This window comes from Streptomyces albus subsp. albus, from assembly GCF_000719865.1.
Classification (GTDB): Bacteria; Actinomycetota; Actinomycetes; order Streptomycetales; family Streptomycetaceae; genus Streptomyces; species Streptomyces albus_E.
On record NZ_JOID01000006.1, the window covers coordinates 67,573 to 85,053 of the forward strand.

General features: G+C 74.8%; 13 protein-coding genes and 1 tRNA gene. 8 read left to right on the forward strand and 6 right to left on the reverse strand.

The features are described from left to right. Nucleotides 1–1,308 precede the first annotated feature (1,308 nt). The 5 genes from IF83_RS0106985 (at nt 1,309) to IF83_RS0107005 (ending at nt 7,297) form a co-directional block, all read left to right on the forward strand. The gene (locus IF83_RS0106985) at nt 1,309–3,921 is read left to right on the forward strand and encodes a glycoside hydrolase family 48 protein (protein ID WP_244176892.1); all 2,613 of its coding nucleotides are present in this window, start codon (nt 1,309–1,311) and stop codon (nt 3,919–3,921) included. Nucleotides 3,922–4,197: 276 nt separating this feature from the next. Next, nucleotides 4,198–5,085: a hydrolase gene (locus tag IF83_RS0106990; protein WP_244176893.1), complete on the forward strand. Its 888-nt coding sequence runs from the start codon at nt 4,198–4,200 to the stop codon at nt 5,083–5,085. 441 nt (nt 5,086–5,526) lie between these two features. Next, nucleotides 5,527–6,570, forward strand: a complete 1,044-nt coding sequence (locus tag IF83_RS0106995; RefSeq protein ID WP_244176895.1) for a LacI family DNA-binding transcriptional regulator — start codon at nt 5,527–5,529, stop codon at nt 6,568–6,570. A 285-nt stretch (nt 6,571–6,855) separates the two neighbouring features. Next, complete coding sequence (locus IF83_RS0107000) at nt 6,856–7,125, forward strand: WhiB family transcriptional regulator (protein ID WP_107046719.1); 270 nt, start codon at nt 6,856–6,858, stop codon at nt 7,123–7,125. Between the two features lie 98 nt (nt 7,126–7,223). Beyond that, nucleotides 7,224–7,297, forward strand: a tRNA-Met gene (locus tag IF83_RS0107005). 198 nt (nt 7,298–7,495) lie between these two features. On the opposite strand, the gene IF83_RS0107010 is transcribed toward IF83_RS0107005, so the two are convergent. Then, a complete protein-coding gene (locus IF83_RS0107010) occupies nt 7,496–8,467 on the reverse strand; it encodes an acyl-ACP desaturase (RefSeq protein WP_030543177.1) in 972 nt (323 codons plus the stop codon). Nucleotides 8,468–8,674: 207 nt separating this feature from the next. Continuing rightward, nucleotides 8,675–10,408: a transcriptional regulator gene (locus IF83_RS34575; protein ID WP_051722522.1), complete on the reverse strand. Its 1,734-nt coding sequence runs from the start codon at nt 10,406–10,408 to the stop codon at nt 8,675–8,677. A 284-nt stretch (nt 10,409–10,692) separates the two neighbouring features. On the opposite strand from IF83_RS34575, the gene IF83_RS0107020 reads away from it, so the two are divergent. Further along, complete coding sequence (locus tag IF83_RS0107020) at nt 10,693–11,388, forward strand: hypothetical protein (protein ID WP_244176897.1); 696 nt, start codon at nt 10,693–10,695, stop codon at nt 11,386–11,388. A 276-nt stretch (nt 11,389–11,664) separates the two neighbouring features. On the opposite strand, the gene IF83_RS0107025 is transcribed toward IF83_RS0107020, so the two are convergent. Continuing rightward, a complete protein-coding gene (locus IF83_RS0107025; RefSeq protein ID WP_030543180.1) occupies nt 11,665–13,281 on the reverse strand; it encodes an ABC-F family ATP-binding cassette domain-containing protein in 1,617 nt (538 codons plus the stop codon). Nucleotides 13,282–13,705: 424 nt separating this feature from the next. On the opposite strand from IF83_RS0107025, the gene IF83_RS34580 reads away from it, so the two are divergent. Beyond that, on the forward strand, nt 13,706–14,467 hold the full coding sequence (locus tag IF83_RS34580; RefSeq protein WP_051722523.1) for a GOLPH3/VPS74 family protein: 762 nt from the start codon (nt 13,706–13,708) through the stop codon (nt 14,465–14,467). A gap of 66 nt (nt 14,468–14,533) precedes the next feature. Here IF83_RS34580 and IF83_RS0107035 read toward each other — a convergent pair whose 3' ends face one another. Beyond that, on the reverse strand, nt 14,534–14,977 hold the full coding sequence (locus IF83_RS0107035) for an SsgA family sporulation/cell division regulator (RefSeq protein ID WP_244176899.1): 444 nt from the start codon (nt 14,975–14,977) through the stop codon (nt 14,534–14,536). Nucleotides 14,978–15,164: 187 nt separating this feature from the next. Here IF83_RS0107035 and IF83_RS0107040 point away from each other — a divergent pair, with 187 nt between their 5' ends. Further along, the gene (locus IF83_RS0107040) at nt 15,165–16,259 is read left to right on the forward strand and encodes an iron-containing redox enzyme family protein (RefSeq protein ID WP_078843242.1); all 1,095 of its coding nucleotides are present in this window, start codon (nt 15,165–15,167) and stop codon (nt 16,257–16,259) included. Nucleotides 16,260–16,519: 260 nt separating this feature from the next. Here IF83_RS0107040 and IF83_RS0107045 read toward each other — a convergent pair whose 3' ends face one another. Both IF83_RS0107045 and IF83_RS0107050 read right to left on the reverse strand, forming a co-directional pair. Beyond that, complete coding sequence (locus IF83_RS0107045; RefSeq protein WP_051722544.1) at nt 16,520–16,729, reverse strand: CDGSH iron-sulfur domain-containing protein; 210 nt, start codon at nt 16,727–16,729, stop codon at nt 16,520–16,522. Nucleotides 16,730–16,829: 100 nt separating this feature from the next. After that, nucleotides 16,830–17,474: a HemK2/MTQ2 family protein methyltransferase gene (locus IF83_RS0107050; protein ID WP_078843260.1), complete on the reverse strand. Its 645-nt coding sequence runs from the start codon at nt 17,472–17,474 to the stop codon at nt 16,830–16,832. Between the last annotated feature and the right edge of the window lie 7 nt (nt 17,475–17,481).

A 17,481-nucleotide genomic window follows, 5' to 3' on the forward strand; every position in this document is an offset into this window, starting at 1 on the left:
GTCGGGGCGGTGCCGGAGGCGCCGCCGGGGCGAGGGGGCGCGGGCGGCATCGCCCCGTCGGGCGGTTGCGGCCGTGCGCGTGGCCGCGGGGAGGGGGTGGACGGCGCGGGCGGCGCGGCACCCGCCGGGACGGTGACCGGCGTCCGGCCGCGAAGGGCCGGGGTGCGCGCCGCCCGGCCGCCCGATCCGGCACGGGCCGGGCGGGGGTCGGCCGTGCCGGAGCTCGGGTCGGACGGTTCCCGCCGCACGGGTGTTCCCGGGTGCGGCCGGAGCGGCCGGAACAGCGGTTTCCCGTACCGGCACCGGCCCACCCCGGCCGCCGCGCCGGCGGTCCGGGCCGGCGCGGCAGCAGCCGTCAGCGCGACGCGGGACGAGGGCCGCCGTCTCGGCGGTCCGTCTCCCGTCCGCTGTCGGGTGGGGTTCATCTGCAAGCCTCCGTGCTCGCGGAGCGGGCGGTACGGGTGGGGGTGGCGCTTGCGGGTGGTGCGGCGGTGCGATGGGGATGCGGCGGGGGTGGCGCTTGCGGGTGGTACGGCGGGCGGTGGGGGCGGTGCGGGGGAGGCGCGGTGGCACGGCGGCCGGTGTGCGGAGGGCCGGACGGGTGCCGGGTCAGGGCGTCGCTCCCGTCCGCCCCGGGCCGTCGCGCCGGGGCGGTCACCGGGCTCCGACCGGTGGAGTACCCGGTGGCCGGCCGGTGATCGGCTCCCGTCGGCCTCGGACCTGGGAGCGCTCTTAGAGTGAGCGCGGGTGGTGACCCTGTCAATAGGAGCTGCGCGAACCACTTCGCAACACGCAGGTCAGGCCCGTGAGTTGACGGGTTCGCTGCCCCGGAGGCGATTTATCCGCCGCCGTGTCAACAAAAGCGCTGGTGAAGGGACTGGTGCGGAACACACCCGGTGACTTTGTCCAACTGGACTGGCGAGTAAGGGTTTTCAGCGCCCGGCGCGACCGCTACAGTCCCGGCACTGGAAGCGGTTTCAGTACACCGTGCCGAGAGCTGATCACCCCCACCACCCGAGCGGCTCCCGGGAAGCCGTTGTCGACGGCACGGTACGGAAACCGCGGACCCGAGCCGCGTACCCCCCCACCATCCGGCCCCGCCCGCGCCGTCCTGACCCCACGGCGCCGGGGCCGTTCCGCCCCCACGATCACCGGCCCCGTGAGTGGCCGCACCGCACAGCCCACTCACGGGGCCGGATCCACGTGTGACGGCACGCCCCGACCGGGCGTGCCCGCGCACGCCTCACAGCACCCCTCCATGCCCCACATATGGCCCCACACCATGTGACAGAGAGGAACCAGCAGGCAATGAGATCACACCTACGGCGCAGGCTACGGCCCGGCCCGGTCACGGGAGGACTCGCCCTCGCCGCTCTCGTCGCGGGGGTGGTGCCGGGGACGACCTTCGCCTCCGAGTCCGCCGGATCCGCCGAGGCCAAGGCCATCGGCGTCGCTCTCACCTCCTCCGAGGCGGGCGCGGACAACTACGCGCTGGCCCCCGAGGGCGTGCCGCTGAAGGCGAAGACCACCGGGGACGTCGCCAAGGTCGAGTTCTACGCGGACAGCAAGCTGCTGGCCACCGACACCGAGGCCCCGTTCGAGGGCGAGTGGAAGAACGCCCCCGAGGGCCAGTACTCCATCACCGCCAAGGCGTACGGCAAGGACGGCAAGCCGGCCGGCTCGCACCCGTCCCTGGTGAACGTCCTGGAGAAGCCGGCCGTGATCGCCTCTCCCGTCGCCCGGCAGGTGAAGCAGGGCGGGGAGACGACCGTCGGCCTCAAGCTGTCCGCCAAGCCGTCCTCGGACGTGCGCGTGACACTGGAGCGCGCCTCCGGCGCCAAGGACATCAGCGCGGCGAAGTCGGAGCTGACGTTCACCCCGGAGAACTGGGACCGCGTCCAGCAGGTGCACGTGAACTCCGCGGACACCACCGGTGACCTGGCCAAGGCCGTCTTCAAGGCGACCGCGGCGGGCCACGAGGCCGGCTCCGTGCCGGTCCAGGAGATCTCGCCGCAGGCCTCGGAGTACCAGCAGGACTTCCTGGATCTGTACAACAAGATCAACGACCCGTCGAGCGGCTACTACCGCACCTTCGACGGTCTGAAGGTGCCGTACCACGCCATCGAGACGCTGATCGTCGAGGCACCGGACCACGGCCACGAGACCACCTCCGAGGCGTTCAGCTACTACCTGTGGCTGGAGTCCGAGTACGGCCGGGTCACCGAGGACTGGGGACCGTTCAACGACGCCTGGGCGTCGCTGGAGGAGTTCGCCATCCCGGGCACCGACGACCAGCCGACCAACGGCGCCTACGACGCGAGCAAGCCGGCCACCTACGCGCCCGAGCACCCGAGCCCGACCGAGTACCCGGCGAAGCTCGACTCCGGCGTCTCCGTCGGCAAGGACCCGATCGCGGCCGAGCTCAAGTCGGCCTACGGGTCCGACGAGGTCTACGGCATGCACTGGCTGCTCGACGTGGACAACACCTACGGCTTCGGCTTCTGCGGCGACGGCGAGACGGCGCCCGCGTTCATCAACACCTTCCAGCGCGGCTCGCAGGAGTCCGTCTGGGAGACGGTGACGCAGCCGTCCTGCGACACCTTCGCGCACGGCGGTGAGAACGGGTTCCTCGACCTGTTCACCGACGACGCGGAGTACGCCAAGCAGTGGAAGTACACCAACGCCCCGGACGCCGACGCGCGCGCGGTGCAGGTGGCCTACCAGGCCAAGAAGTACGCCGAGGAGCAGGGCAAGGCCGGCGAGGTCTCCGACGTGGTGGCCAAGGCCGTCAAGATGGGCGACTACCTGCGCTACGCCATGTTCGACAAGTACTTCAAGAAGATCGGCGACTGCACCAGCCCGTCCTGCCCCGCGGGGACCGGCAAGGACAGCGCGCACTACCTGATGTCCTGGTACTACGCCTGGGGCGGTGCCAACTCGGACGCCCAGTACCCGTGGGCCTGGCGCATCGGTGACGGCGCGGCCCACCAGGGCTACCAGAACCCGATGGCCGCCTACGCCCTGGCCGAGGACCCGGACATGAAGCCCAAGTCCTCCTCGGGCCAGGCCGACTGGGCCAAGAGCCTGGACCGGCAGCTGGAGTTCCTGCAGTGGCTGCAGTCCGCCGAGGGCGGCATCGCGGGCGGTGCCACCAACAGCTGGGAAGGCCAGTACGCCAGCCCGCCGTCGGGTATGCCGACCTTCTACGGCATGTACTACGACTACCAGCCCGTCTGGCACGACCCGCCGTCCAACCGGTGGTTCGGCTTCCAGGTCTGGGGTCTGCAGCGGACCGCCGAGCTGTACGCCGAGACCAAGGACGAGCGCGCCGGGAAGATCATGGACAAGTGGGTCGACTGGGCCCTGGAGAACTCCACGATCGACGGCTCCGGCGACTACCAGATCCCGTCCGACCTGGAGTGGACCGGCAAGCCCGACACCTGGGACGCCTCCAACCCGGGTGACAACAGCGGCCTGCACGTCGAGGTCCTGAACCACACCAACGACGTGGGCGTCGCCGCCTCCTTCGCCAAGACCCTGCTCTACTACGCCGCCGGCTCCGGCGACGCGGAGGCCAGGGAGGCCGGCGAGGGCCTGCTCGAGGGCATGCTGACGCACAAGGACGACCTGGGCATCGCGATCCCCGAGGTCCGCAAGGACTACAACCGGTTCGAGGTCACCTCCGGCGAGGACAAGCTCTACATCCCCAACGGCTGGACGGGCACCATGCCCAACGGTGACGAGATCAACTCGGACTCCACCTTCCTGTCGATCCGCTCCTTCTACGAGAGCGACCCCGACTTCCCGAAGGTGCAGCAGTACCTGAACGGCGGCGACGCGCCGGAGTTCACGTACCACCGCTACTGGGCCCAGACGGAGATCGCCACGGCGTTCGCCGCGCACGACGCCCTGTTCGGATGATCCGGACGCGGCGGGCCGGGCCACGGTCCGGCCCGCCGCGGCCACCCGGCCGGGCCCCCCGGGGCCCGGCCCCCCACACCACACGGGCGCGTCGACGCCGGCGGCAATGCGTTCCTCCCGCGCGCCGCGGCGTCCAGCGGATCCGCGCGCGCCCGCCCCGCGGTGGATGAATCACCGCCCGTCGCGGTGGGGGCCTGGGGAGGCCCCCACCGCGACGCTGATCTGTCCGCGATCCGTCCGCCGTCACCTCACCTTCACCGAGGAGGGTCGGGACCCATGTCCTCACCTGCGACCGCACACTCGTCCTCGTCAGCCGGCCTGCCGGCCTCCCCCCTTCCGCCGCCCGCGCCCCTGCCCGCGGGCACCGCCCGCCGCCGGCAGATCCTGGCCGCCTCGGCGGCCGTCCTGGCACTCACCGCCGCCGGCGCCACGGGCAGCGCCTCCGCCGCGGGCCCCTCCGCCGACCACCGGACCGCCGCGGCCTGCGACGCCTCCGGTTTCTGCGAGGACTTCGAGACGCAGACCGGCACGGCGCCGTCCGGCCGCTGGACCGCCGGCGCCGCCAACTGCACCGGCAACGGCACCGCGACGGTGGACTCCGGCACCGCGCACACCGGCGCCAAGTCGCTCCGCATCGACGGCAAGGCCGGCTACTGCAACCACGTCTTCGTCTCGACCCCGCTGGACGAGGTGGCGGGGAGCTCCTCGCTGCACGTCCGCTTCTGGGTGAGGCACACCACCGCGCTGCCCGCCGCCCATGTGACGTTCGCGGCCATGAAGGACGCGAACGACAACGGCAAGGATCTGCGGATGGGCGGCCAGAACGGCGCCCTGCAGTGGAACCGCGAGTCCGACGACGCGACCCTGCCGGAGCAGAGCCCGGTCGGGGTGTCCAAGAGCCTGCCGCTGCCCGTGAACGAATGGACGTGCGTCGAGTTCGGCATCGAGGGCTCCACCCTGGAGACCAAGGTCAACGGCTCGGTCGTCGAGGGCCTCGTCATCGACGGCACGCCCACCCACGACATCGACCGGCAGTGGCTGAACAAGCCGGGCTGGCGGCCCTCCCTCACCGACCTGCGGCTCGGCTGGGAGAGCTACGGCAACGGCGACGACACGCTCTGGTACGACGACATCGCGGTCGGCACAGCGCCGATCGGCTGCTGACCCGTGGCCCGCGGACGGACTCCCGGACGGCACCGTCCGCCGCGCCCCCGGACCACGCGCCCCGCGCGCGGTCCGGGCGGCCGCCGGGCCGGCGGGGGCCTCCCTTCCCCGGAAGTCCCCTCCCTGGCGGTCCTTCGGTTCCGTGGGTAGTCTGAAAGCGCTTCCAGTGCGCTGCCGGCGAGGCGTCGCCCGGCGGTCACCGGAATCGGACGGCGTCAGTGGGGGTGGGGGAGTGTCCAGCACGCAGCAGCGGACCGGCACGGCCGGCTGCGGCCGGCAGCGGGTGCGCGCCGGCTCCGGACGTTCCGCCCCAGCGCCGCGGCGAAGCCGCCGAACCCCGTACGGCGCGGCCCCCGCGGGCCGCGCGGCGGGAGCCGCCCCAGCAGCCGCCCACAGCGCGCGGCGCGGGCGGCGGGAGACACTGCCACACGCGGAGAGCCGGTGACTGAATCAGCGGGGGCGCAGCCTCTGGGACGACCGGGCCCGAGCGCGAGCCCCACACTCGAACAGGTCGCGAGGGCCGCCGGGGTCTCCCGTGCGACGGCCTCACGGGCGATCAACGGCCTGCCCTACGTCAGCGAGAAGGCCCGGGAGCAAGTGGCCCACGCGGTCGAGGTTCTGGGCTACCGCGCCAACCAGGTCGCCCGGTCGCTGGCGACCAGGAGAACGGGCTCCATCGCCCTGGTGATGTCCGAGCCCGGCAACTTCGTGCTCAGCGACCCCTTCTTCGCCCGGGTCCTGCGCGGCATCTACAGCGGCCTCTCCGGCAGCCAGCTCCAGCTGGTGCTGCTGATGACCAACGAGCAGGACGAGGACGGCTTCGCCCGCTACCTCTGCGGCGGCCACGTCGACGGCGCGCTCGTCGTCAGCCTGCACGGCGAGGACCCGCTGCCCAGCCTGCTGGTCGAGGCGGGCCTGCCCGTGGTCCTCGGCGGCCGCCCGCTGGTCCGGGTCGACGCCCCCTACGTCGACGTGGACAACTTCAACGGCGCCTGCCTGGCGGCCCGTCACCTCATCGACACCGGACGGACCAGGGTGGCCACCATCGCCGGCCCGGCCGACATGGCCGTCGGCATGGACCGGCTCAGCGGCTGGCGCCGCGGCATGGCCGGCACGGGCTTCGCCACCGACGCGGTCGCGCACGGTGACTTCACGGTCGAGGGCGGGGCGGCCGCCATGCGGCGGCTCCTGGAGTCCCATCCGGACCTCGACGCGGTCTTCGCGGCCTCCGACCTGATGGCCGTCGGAGCCCTGCAGGCGCTGCAGTCCGCGGGGCGGCGCGTTCCGGAGGACGTCGCGGTCGTCGGCTTCGACAACCTCGACATCGCGGCCACCACCTCACCGCCGCTGACCACCGTCCGGCAGCCGATCGAGGAATTCGGCCGCACCATGACCTGGCGGCTGCTCGCCCAGCTGTCCGGCGAGGCCGGTCTGCCGCCGTCGATCCTGCTGCAGACGGAGCTGGTGCGCCGGGACTCGGCCTGAGCCCCGCACCCGGCCGGGCCCCGGGCCGGCGGGATTCCGGGACCGGCTGGTCCCCGCATCCGGCCGCTCCGTCCCCGCCGGGCCCTGGGGCCCCGCCGGGCACCGGGCGGACGCGCCGCGCCGCGCCGGCGCACCGGCGCGGAACTCCGCGGCCGGAGCGGTAACCTCCCCCGCGGACCCACGAGTTGGGCACTCGGCACGGGCGGCGCGCGGCATACGCCCCGGGCGCGGCGCGTTGACCGCTCGTTCAGCGATCGTTGATGCGCCGGATGCAGCATGACCGTCATGTTGATCGATTTCATCGGGCCGGCGGAGCACGCTTCCGGCTGGCGGGAGCGCGCGCTGTGCGCGCAGACCGGGCCCGACTTCTTCTTTCCGGTCCCCGGCGGCTCCACCCGGGAGGCCAAGCAGGTCTGCCGGGCGTGTGAGGAACGGGTGGAGTGCCTGGAGTACGCCCTGGAGAACGACGAGCGGTTCGGCGTCTGGGGAGGACTCTCCGAGAAGGAACGGCGCCGGTTGCGCAAGTCCCGCAGAAGCGGGGGCGGTACGTCCTGACGACCGTGGTCCGCACCGACGGCGGGAGACCGGGCCGGTGCGGACCGCGTAACCGATTTTGCGCAGGGGCCGGTACCGCGTAGAGTCGGGTTCAACGACGCGGGGTGGAGCAGCTCGGTAGCTCGCTGGGCTCATAACCCAGAGGTCGCAGGTTCAAATCCTGTCCCCGCTACGAAACGCCGGGTCCGGTGCGTCCAGCGCGCCGGGCCCGGTTTGTTGTGCTTGCCGATTGCCGATTGCCGATTGCCGATTGCCGATTGCCGATTGCCGATTGCCGGTTGCCGGTTGCCGGTCGGTGACGGGGGCGGCCGCGGGGCCACCGCTGCCGGACCGCGGGGCCCGGCAGCGGCCGCCGCCGTCAGGAGGCCCGTCAGGAGGCCCGGCGGGCGGCGCGGCGGGCGAGCAGGGCCTCGCGCCGCTCGTCGAACTTCGTGGCCTGCGCGTCGAGACCGCCCATGTACATCCCCAGCTCCTCCTGGGCCTTGAGCCCCTCGGGGCCGAGCCCGGAGATCTCCAGCACCTTCAGGAAGCGCAGCACCGGCTGGAGCACGTCGTCGTGGTGGATGCGGAGGTTGTAGATGCCGCCGATGGCCATCTGCGCGGCGGCCCGCTCGAACCCGGGCATCCCGTGGCCCGGCATCCGGAAGTTGACGACGACGTCGCGAACGGCAGCCATGGTCTGGTCCGGGGCCAGCTCGAACGCCTTGCCGAGCAGGTTGCGGTAGAAGACCATGTGCAGGTTCTCGTCGGTGGCGATCCGGGTGAGCATGCGGTCGCAGACCGGGTCGCCGGAGTGGTGGCCGGTGTTGCGGTGCGAGATCCGGGTGGCGAGCTCCTGGAAGGCGACGTACGCCACGGAGTGCAGCATGCTGTGCCGGTTGTCGGACTCGAACCCCTCCGACATGTGCGCCATGCGGAACTCCTCCAGCTGCACCGGGTCCACGGCCCGGGAGGTCAGCAGGTAGTCGCGCATCACGATGCCGTGCCGGCCCTCCTCGGCGGTCCAGCGGTGCACCCAGGTGCCCCAGGCGCCGTCGCGGCCGAAGAGGGTGGCGATCTCGTGGTGGTAGCTGGGGAGGTTGTCCTCGGTCAGCAGATTGACGACCAGGGCGATCCGGCCGATGTCGCTGACCTTGGACTGCTCCGGGGCCCAGGCCTCGCCGCCCAGCGGGCCGTCGAAGTTGCGGCCGTCGCTCCACGGCACGTACTCGTGCGGCATCCAGTCCTTGGCCACCTTGAGGTGCCGGTTGAGCTCGTCCTCGACGACCTCCTCCAGCGCGTACAGCAGCTTGGCGTCGCTCCACCCCTCGGAACCGGCGAGGGGGGCGGGGGTCTGGGTCACTGCGAACTCCTGGAGACGTGCGGACACCTACGGCTCCGTAGGTTACGAAACCGTAGGTTAAGCACTGGGGGAGCCCGGGGCCAGAGGGGTGGGGCCAATCGCGCGGTACATCCTGGAATGTCTGCCCGGAGCGGACCCTTTTCCGCCGGTCCGGGGCTCCGGCGAGCCCGGCGGCTGCTCCCTCCCCCGGTTCGGCCCGCGCCCGGCTCAGCCGTGATCGGCGAGCCGCCAGCCGCGCGGGTCGAGCCAGTAGCCGTACAGGGGGCGGCCCTCGATGCCACTCGTACGGAACGGGTCGCCGCCGTCATTGATCCGGACCGTGCCCTCGCGGCCCCCGCTCGTCCAGTCGAGTTCCAGATACCACCGGCAGTCGCAGCCCCCCGTGCGGGCGGTGACGCGGAGCACCAGCGGATCCTTCGGTGACACCGTGAACGGCAGCCGCACGGCGGGCAGTTCACGCCCGGAATCGCCGTCGAAGCCGTCGGTGGGGCGGGCCAGGGGCCGTTCGGCGTCCAGGTTCACGGAGAAGGCGGCGGGGGTGAGGGAGCCGCCGCAGCCGTTGTCCATCGCGTAGACCGGCCAGGCGAGCGGTGCGGCCCGGCCCACCACCCGGACCCGCAGGGCCCTGAGCACCACGACGGCGTCCGCGCTCGTGCCCTGCACGGTCGTCTCGACATCGGTGCGGCCCCCGTGCACGGCGCCCAGCCGGCCGGCCCACGCCGCCGCGTCCTGTTCGACCGGCGGCGCGGGCACCCCGGACGGCGGACGGTCGAGGAGATAGCGGTGGTCGCAGCCGTTCGCCCAGACGTGGGAGCGCGTGGCGACGGTCAGGGGAACGGCGCCGCCGCCCGGGCCGTGGCCGGTGTCCCGCCCGCCGTCGGCCCGGCCGCCGTCACGGCCGCTCCCGGGGCCGCCGTCACCGCCGCCGGGCCCGGGGGCGGCGGAGGGGCCCGGGGAGGCGGACCCGCGGCGGCCGGGTTTCCCCCGAGGACCGGTGGACGCGGACGGCACGGCGGTGTCCGGCGGCGCCCCGGTCCGGACGCCCGGCTCCCAGGAGAATCCCGGCGCGACGGCCTCCGCGCTCCTGCCCCCTCCGCGGGCGCCCTCTCCGGCGGTCACCACGAGCGCTGTCACGGCGAGCGCGGTGACGCAGGCGGCGGCCAGGGCGGCCGCGGTACGCCGCCGGACGAGCGCACGGAACGGCGACGGACCCCGCGGCGGCGCGGCGCCGGCGACGCGGCCACTGCCGTGTGACCGGGCTCCGCGGACCGGGCCGGGACCGCTTCCCCCGGCGGGGCGGGGCGAGCGGGCGAGCGGCGTGTCATCGGCCGGCGCTTCGCCGGTGCCGGTGCCGGTGCCGGCACGGGTGCCGGGGCCGGAGGCCGGGCCGGGTTCGGGGGCCGGGCCGGTGTCCGCGTTCGGGCCGGTGCCGGGGGCCCGGTCGCTCCCGCAGGCCGGGCGGGCGCCGGGGACGCCGGCGTCGGAGGCCGGGCCGGTGTCCGTGGCGGCGCCGTCATCGGCGGGGGCATCGCCCGGCCCGGGGGCGCCGCCGGTCGTGCCGGCCGTGGAGCGCCCGTGCGCGGGAGCGGGAGCGGGAGCGGGGGCGCCCCGCCCCGCCGCGGAGACGGGCCGGGCCTCGGAGCGCTCGCGGCCGCCGGACCCGGGAGCCGCACCGGCGGCCCGGGCCGCCGTCCGTTCCGCGTCGGCGCGGAGCCACAGGCGGTGCAGCCGGACCAGCTCTTCCGGGGTCGCCTCGCAGAGCCGGGCGAGACGTTCGGCCGGGGCGTAGTCCGGTGGCACCGCCTCGCCGCTGCAGTAGCGGTGCAGCGACGAGGCGCTGAGGTGCAGCCGGGCCGCCAGCGCGCCGTAGCTGCGCCCCGAACGGTCCTTCAAGCGGCGCAGATACGCCGCGAATTCCTCGGTCCCGCCGGTCCCGGTCATCGCTCTCCCCGTCCCCCGTCCCGGGAGCGGCGCCCCGCCGGCCGCGGGGCGCGTCCCGGGCAACTCCCGTTCCCCCAGGCCAGAGTACGCGCAGCCGTCCCGCTGTCCCGTCCCGCCGGACAACCATTGCGGCCGGTGGTCCGTGGCGCACAGGCTTCTGCCGTACCGCCGGGGCAGGTCCGGTGGCCGGCCGGTGGCCGGCCGCGGGCAGTGGGGGAGCCGAGCGGCCGGACGCCCCGGCGGTATCTCGTCGAACAGCACCACGACTCCGAACGGGGAGCGCCATGCGTCTTCGTATCCACCCGATGAAGCCGAACCCGGCCACGGCGGGGGAGAGGACGGCCCGGGCCGTCGCCGCCACCGCGCTGGCGGCCGCCGCCGGTACCGCCCTGGCCCTCGCGCCGGCCGCGCAGGCGGCACCGCTTCCCGCGACTGCCGCGACGGCGTCCGCCCCGCGGGCCACCGCGCCCGCCTTCCTCGCGGCGGACGAACTCCCGCCGCACCGGTGGTCGGAGTGGACGGCCCATCCGGTGGCCCGGGGGCTGCCCGATCCGGAGCCGTTCTGCGCCGAGGGCGTGCTGCCGGAGGCGGGCGCCGCGCACCGGCTGTTCACCACCGAGTTCGACACCGGCGCCACCCAGGTCGTCGTCCGGACGAGGAGCACGGGTGCCGCCAAGAAGCTCGCCGCGGCCCTGGAGAAGGCCGTCCGGGGCTGTGCCGACCGGGTCGAGCGGGAGCACCCCGAGGCGACGGCGGTGTGGCGGGACTACGGCTCGCTCGACGCCGAAGAGGGCGCACACGTGCTCGGTGTGGGCACGTCGTTCCCCGAGTCCTCGCGGGATGCGCACCTCTTCGGAATCGGCCGTGACGGTCGGACGGTGACGCTGGTGGCCTGGGGCGAGATGGGCACGCTCGACGGAGCCCCGGTGACGGCCTTCCGGGAGACCACGGCGACGGCCGTGCACAAGCTGTACCGCTGAACCACCGCACCGCCGGAGGCGGTTCACGACGGGCGGGTCGGCCGGTGGCCACCGGCCGACCCGCCGGGGGCGCGGCGCACCGGGGCCCGACGGGGGAGCCCCCGGTGCGCCGCCGCGCCGCGGTGCCGGCGGCTCCACCGTGACGGCCTACCGCAGCGCTGCCCTGCCACGGTGCCGCCGTGCCCCGGCCCGCCGGGCCCCGCCGGAACGCCGCCGTGCCCGGACGCCGCCGTGCCGCAGCGCTGCCCCGCCGCCCGCGGGCACCGCGGCCGCCGCTCACACGTCCTCCGGGGCCACCTCCCGCAGTTCGCCGTCCAGCCGGAGCCAGCGGGTGATGCCCAGGCCGCGCAGGAACGGCAGGTCGTGGCCGGCCACGATCAGCGCGCCCTCGTAACTCTCCAGGGCAGCGGTGAGCTGGGCGACTCCGGACAGGTCGAGGTTGTTGGTCGGCTCGTCCAGCATCAGGAGCTGCGGCGCCGGCTCGGCCAGCATCAGCGCGGCCAGCGTCGCGCGGAACCGCTCGCCGCCGGAGAGCGTGCCCGCCGGCTGGTCGGCACGGGCGCCGCGGAAGAGGAAGCGGGCGAGCCGGGCCCGGATCCGGTTGTCCGTGGCCGAGGGGGCGTAACGGGCCACGTTCTCCGCGATGCTCAGCCGGTCGTCGAGCAAATCCAGCCGCTGCGGCAGGAACCTCGACGGCACCTCGGTCCGCACCTCGCCGGCCAGCGGCTCCAGTTCGCCCGCGAGGGTCCGCAGCAGGGTGGACTTGCCCGCGCCGTTCCGTCCCGTCAGGGCGATGCGCTCGGGACCGCGCACGGTGAACTCCGGCACCCGCGCGCCGTACCGCAGCTCCACCTCCCGCAGGGACAGCACGGTGCGGCCCGGCGGGACCGCGGTGTGCGGCAGGTCGACGCGGATCTCGGCGTCGTCCCGCACGGCGTCCGCGGCCTCGTCCAGCCGTTCGCGCGCGTCCTCCAGGCGTGCGGTGTGCATGCCGCGGTGCTTGGCGGCGGAGACCTGCTGCGCGCGCTTGCGGGCGTTCATCACGATCCGGGGCTCGCGCTTGTTCTCGTACATCTTCCGGCCGTAGCGCACCCGGCGGTCCAGCTTCTCCCGGGCCTCGGCCAACTCCCGCTTCTGCCGCCGCACATCGGCCTCCGCGGCGCGCACGGACCGCCGGGCGGCCTCCTGTTCGGTGGCCAGCGCCTCCTGGTAGGCGGAGAAGCCGCCGCCGTACCAGTGGACCCCGCCCTCGCGCAGATCGCCGATCCGGTCGACCAGCTCCAGCAGTTCGCGGTCGTGGCTGACGACGATCAGCACGCCCCGCCAGGAGTCCACCGCCTCGTACAGCCGGCGGCGGGCGCGCAGATCGAGGTTGTTGGTCGGTTCGTCGAGCAGCAGGACGCCGGGCCGGCGCAGCAGCAGCGCGGCCAGCCGCAGCAGCACCGACTCACCGCCGGAGAGTTCGCCGACGGTGCGGTCGAGACCGATGTGGCCGAGGCCGAGCTGGTCCAGGGTGGCCAGGGCCCGCTCCTCGATGTCCCAGTCGTCGCCGACGGCGGTGAAGTGCTCCTCGCTCGGGTCGCCGGCCTCGATGGCGCGCAGCGCGGCCCGGGGGACGGCGATGCCGAGCGCCTCGTCGGCGCGCAGCGCGGTGTCCAGGGTGAGGTTCTGCGGCAGGTAGCCGGTCTCGCCGGCGACCCGCAGCGTGCCGCCGGACGGCGTCAGGTCACCGGCGATCAGGCGGAGCAGGGTGGACTTGCCGGAGCCGTTCAGCCCGACGATGCCGGTGCGGCCCGGTCCCACGGCCAGATCGAGGCCGTCCAGGACGACGGTGCCGTCCGGCCAGGTGAAGGAGAGGTCGGAGCAGCTGACGGAGAGAGCGGACGGTGCCATACGGGGCCTCCTGAGTCGCCGGGGAACACGGGGTACGGGCAGCGGAGGAGACACCGGGAATGCCGCGGCGGAAGAGGGGCACCAGAGAACAACCAGAGAAGAAGCCCCGGTCGGGACGGACGGCTCGGTGCCGAGGTCGCACAACGGCCCACGCCGGACCGGCCTTCCGGCCGGGGCGTGGCACACGGTGTCCCATGACCTCAGACGAGCAACGCCTTCTCCATCCACCGACAACAGGGCCGGGAAACACGGTACGGAGCGGGGCGGGCGGCGGCAACGGAATAACCGCCCGTGCGGCCGGAGCCGGTGCGGCCCGGGTGGGCCGGGCCGCGCGCACCCGCCCGGGAGCCGGCCGTCGCCGGCCGTCCGCGGCGCTCGTCACCGTCACCGGCCGCACCGGCCGCCCGATCCGCAGGAGGCCCTCGTGACCCCGGTGACCCACGGTTCCCGTTCTCCCCGCTCGCTCGCCGCCCGGCTCTGCCTGCTGGCCCACGACCCGGGCACCGGCCGCCCCGGCAGCGGCGGCCCGGAGGACGGCCCGGACGGCGTGGACCGGGCGGACCGGCCGGCGCCGCTGGTGCGGGCCGGGGCCCTGACCGAACTCGCCCGGCGCGGCCTGCTGACCGACGACGGGGGCGTCGTCACACCGGACCTCGACGCCCGGACGGGCGATCCGGCGCTCGACGACCTGCTGGAGCTGATCACCGAGTCGCCGCCGCACGGCTGGCGCGACTGGGTGACCCGGCACGCCGGGACCACCCTTGACGCCGTGCAGGCCGGGCTCGCGGACGAGGGCGCCCTGCGCGTGGTGTCCAGACGGTGGCTGGGTCTGCTGCCTCCCAGGGACTACGCCCTGGTGGACCGGGACGCCGCGCGGGCGCTGCGGGCCCGGGCGCGGCAGGTGCTGCGCGGCCGGGAGCCGGCGGCGCGGGTGGCGCCGGAGGACGCGGCGCTGGCCGTCCTGGCCGCGACGGCCGGCCTGACGGGTGTGGCGCCCGCGCGGGACCGGAGCGCCCCGGAGCGGCGGATCGCCGAACTGACGCGACGCGCGGGCCAGTGCGGTCCGGCCGGAGGGCCGGCTGCGGTGACGCCCGTGCGGGCGGTCGCGGAGGTGCGGGCCGGGCTCGCGGCGGCCGTCGCCGACCTGACGGAGGAAGCGGCGGTGGCGTCCGCCGCCGGCGGCTGACCGGGCGACGGGCCGGCCGCTCCGGTGGCGCGCCGTTCCGCCGGGGCCGCTCCCGGGGCGGCGCGGTCAGGCTTCGCGCAGCAGGGCCGCCAGGTCGCCGTCGAGATCGAGGTGGAGCTCTTCGTGGCCGAACGGCACCAGGGCGTACGTCTGCTCCAGGAAGTGCCGCACGTCCGCGCTGTCCATCCGGACCAGCGCCGTCCCGGCGGCCGCGTGGAACTCCAGCACCGTCACCAGCGGCCCGAACGGCCGTACGTGCACATCGCCGTCCCCGACCGGCTCCAGCAACCCGGCGGCCAGCAGATCCCGGGAGAACACCCAGGTCACGTCCGCACCGCCGAGTGAGGCGCGCGGCGGGAAACAGGCACGGACGGCGAGCGGATCGTCGCGCCGGTAGCGCAGCGCCGCGGGAACGTCCATCACCTGCCCGTCGGACGTGATGAGGCCGGCCTGCACGGCTCGGTCGATGACAGGGGACAACTCCTGCCTCCTGAGAGGTGTTCGGAACATGGCTGACACCCTCTATGACGATCCGGCGGCCCTCTCAGTGTGCGGATCGGCCACGTGACCTCCGTCACTCCGCGGTACCGCACCCTCCGCACAGGCATGACCGGGGCGGCGGAGGGCACCCGAGTGACCCGGATGTGTCCACGGGGCCGGAGTGGCTCGGGGACGAGGAAAGAGGAGGCCCGGAGCCATGGCGACCGGAGCGACGACGACCGCTGCCACCACCGGCGGCCCCGGCGCCGGGAGCGCCGGGGCGGCCGGGAGCGCGGTGGACGGACCGGCGCTGCCCGCGCCGCGCGGCGACCTGTCGGCGGCCGTCATCGCCCTGCTCACGGAGGGCTCCCGGCACCTGCCCGGCGGGCCGGCCGTCAGCGCGGCCGACCCGTACGGCGACGATCTCCAGCTCGCCCTCTACCTGGCCTACGAACTGCACTACCGGGGCTTCGCCGGGGCCGGCGACCAGTGGGAGTGGGACCCCGACCTGCTGCGTTTCCGCCGGGCGCTGGAGGAGCGCTTCCTGACCGCCCTGCGCGCGGACACCCCCCGTCCCGGAAGCGCCGCCGAGGCCCTGGACGCCCTGTTGGTCGAACCCGTGGACGGGGACGGCGTCAGCCACCGCCTCCAGGACTCCGGGGAGCTCTGGCAGCTCCGGGAGTACGCCGCGCAGCGCTCGCTCTACCACCTCAAGGAGGCCGACCCGCACGCCTGGGTCATCCCGCGTCTGGAAGGCCGGGCGAAGGCGGCCATGGTCGCCGTCGAGTTCGACGAGTTCGGCGGAGGGCGCGCCGACCGCGTGCACGCCCGGCTCTTCGCCGAGCTGATGACCGACCTCGGCCTCGACCCGGCCTACGGCCGCTATCTGGACGTCACCCCCGCGCCGATGCTCGCCGTGGTCAACCAGATGTCGCTCTTCGGCCTCCACCGGGCGCTGCGCGGGGCGCTGGTGGGGCACTTCGCCGCCGTCGAGATCACCTCCTCGCCCGGTTCGCGCCGGCTGGCCAAGGCGCTCGAACGGGCGGGCGGGGGACCGGCCGCTGTGCACTTCTACGCGGAGCACGTCGAGGCGGACGCGGTGCACGAGCAGATCGTGCGCCGGGACGTCGTGGGCGGCCTGCTGGAGGCGGAGCCCGGTCTGGACGCGGACGTGGCCTTCGGGGCCGCGTCGACGGAGTTCCTGGAGGACCGGCTCGGCAGCCATCTGCTGGCGGCCTGGGACGAGGGCCGCACCTCCCTGCGCGAGCCGCTCCCGGCGCGGCCCGTGCCTCCCGTGCCTTCGCACGCCTGAGCGTCCGGCCGCGCGGCGTCCGGCCGCGCACCCGGCGCGCGCCCTGGTGCGGCCGGACGGCGAGGGACCTGCTGCGCGCGCGAACTCCCTGCGCGGAGCGCGTCCGTGCGCGAAGAAGCCCCTGTGTGCGTGCTGTGCGGGCCGCCCGTACCGACCGGCGACCGGCGAACGGCCCGGCGCCCCGGGGGAGTCCGGGGCGCCGGGCCGTTCGCTCGCTTGTCGCGCGGGAGGGCTGTCCGGCGGATGTCCGGCAGGAGGCTTCAGCCGCCGCCCGCGCCGGAGCCGCCGTGGTCGTCACCGTGGTTGTCACCATGGTCCTCCGGGGTGCTCCGGACCCGGCGGCGGTGGCTCGTGTCGCACCAGGGGAAGCGGCGGCTGCGGCGGCAGGTGCACAGCGCCACGGTGAACCGGTCCGAGCGCTCCGTGCTGCCGTCCTCCAGCACCACCTCCACCGGGCCCTCGATCAGCATCGGGCCGCCCCGCACCAGGCTCACCCGGCGCGCCTCGCGCGCGGCGGGAACCTCCGCGGCGACGGCTCCGTCCCGCTCGGAAACCCGGTCCGGAACCCGCTCAGAGGGCGGCTTCACCGCGGATCACCACCAGTTCCTCCTTGTTCTCGCCGGGCGGCAGCAGGCCCCGGTCGCGCAGCCAGTCGGCCCGCTCCCGCAGCCGGGGCCCGAACGGGACGTACCGGCGCTCGGCCACCTGGGCGTCGAGACCGGCCCGCACCAGTGCGTCCAGCGTGGGCGTGACGCCGCTGAGCGCCGACTGGACGAGGAGCAGGACGCCGCCGGGGCGCAGCCGCCCCGGTGCCTCCGCGCAGATCCGGTCGAGCAGCGCCCGTCCGTCGAGCCCCGCCTCCCAGGCCCGTGCCGGACCGCGGCTCGGCAGACGCGGATGCGGTGACGGTACGTACGGCGGGTTGCTGAGGATGACGTCGAACCGTTCCCCTCCGACGGCCGACAGCAGGTCGCCCCGGACCGCCCGGACCCGCACGCCCGCCAGCCGGGCGTTGAGGCGGCAGGTGAGCACCGCCCGCACCGAGGTGTCGACGGCGGTCACCCGGGCCCCGCGCCGGGCCGCCGCCACGGCGAGGGCTCCGGTGCCGGTGCACAGGTCGAGCACCCGTGCGCCCGGGGCGAAGGCTTCTTCGCGGAGAGCGGCGGAGAGGAAGGACGTATCGTCCTGCGGCGCGTAAACCCCTGGGGGCTTCAGAAACAAC

Excerpts from the sequence above, each read along its gene's own strand:
- IF83_RS0106985 (WP_244176892.1), top strand. The coding sequence starts at position 1,309 with ATGAGATCACACCTACGGCGCAGGCTACGGCCCGGCCCGGTCACGGGA.
- IF83_RS0106990 (WP_244176893.1), top strand. The coding sequence starts at position 4,198 with ATGTCCTCACCTGCGACCGCACACTCGTCCTCGTCAGCCGGCCTGCCG.
- IF83_RS0107000 (WP_107046719.1), top strand. The coding sequence starts at position 6,856 with ATGTTGATCGATTTCATCGGGCCGGCGGAGCACGCTTCCGGCTGGCGG.
- IF83_RS34575 (WP_051722522.1), bottom strand. The coding sequence starts at position 10,408 with ATGACCGGGACCGGCGGGACCGAGGAATTCGCGGCGTATCTGCGCCGC.
- IF83_RS0107020 (WP_244176897.1), top strand. The coding sequence starts at position 10,693 with ATGCGTCTTCGTATCCACCCGATGAAGCCGAACCCGGCCACGGCGGGG.
- IF83_RS0107025 (WP_030543180.1), bottom strand. The coding sequence starts at position 13,281 with ATGGCACCGTCCGCTCTCTCCGTCAGCTGCTCCGACCTCTCCTTCACC.
- IF83_RS0107035 (WP_244176899.1), bottom strand. The coding sequence starts at position 14,977 with ATGTTCCGAACACCTCTCAGGAGGCAGGAGTTGTCCCCTGTCATCGAC.
- IF83_RS0107040 (WP_078843242.1), top strand. The coding sequence starts at position 15,165 with ATGGCGACCGGAGCGACGACGACCGCTGCCACCACCGGCGGCCCCGGC.
- IF83_RS0107045 (WP_051722544.1), bottom strand. The coding sequence starts at position 16,729 with ATGCTGATCGAGGGCCCGGTGGAGGTGGTGCTGGAGGACGGCAGCACG.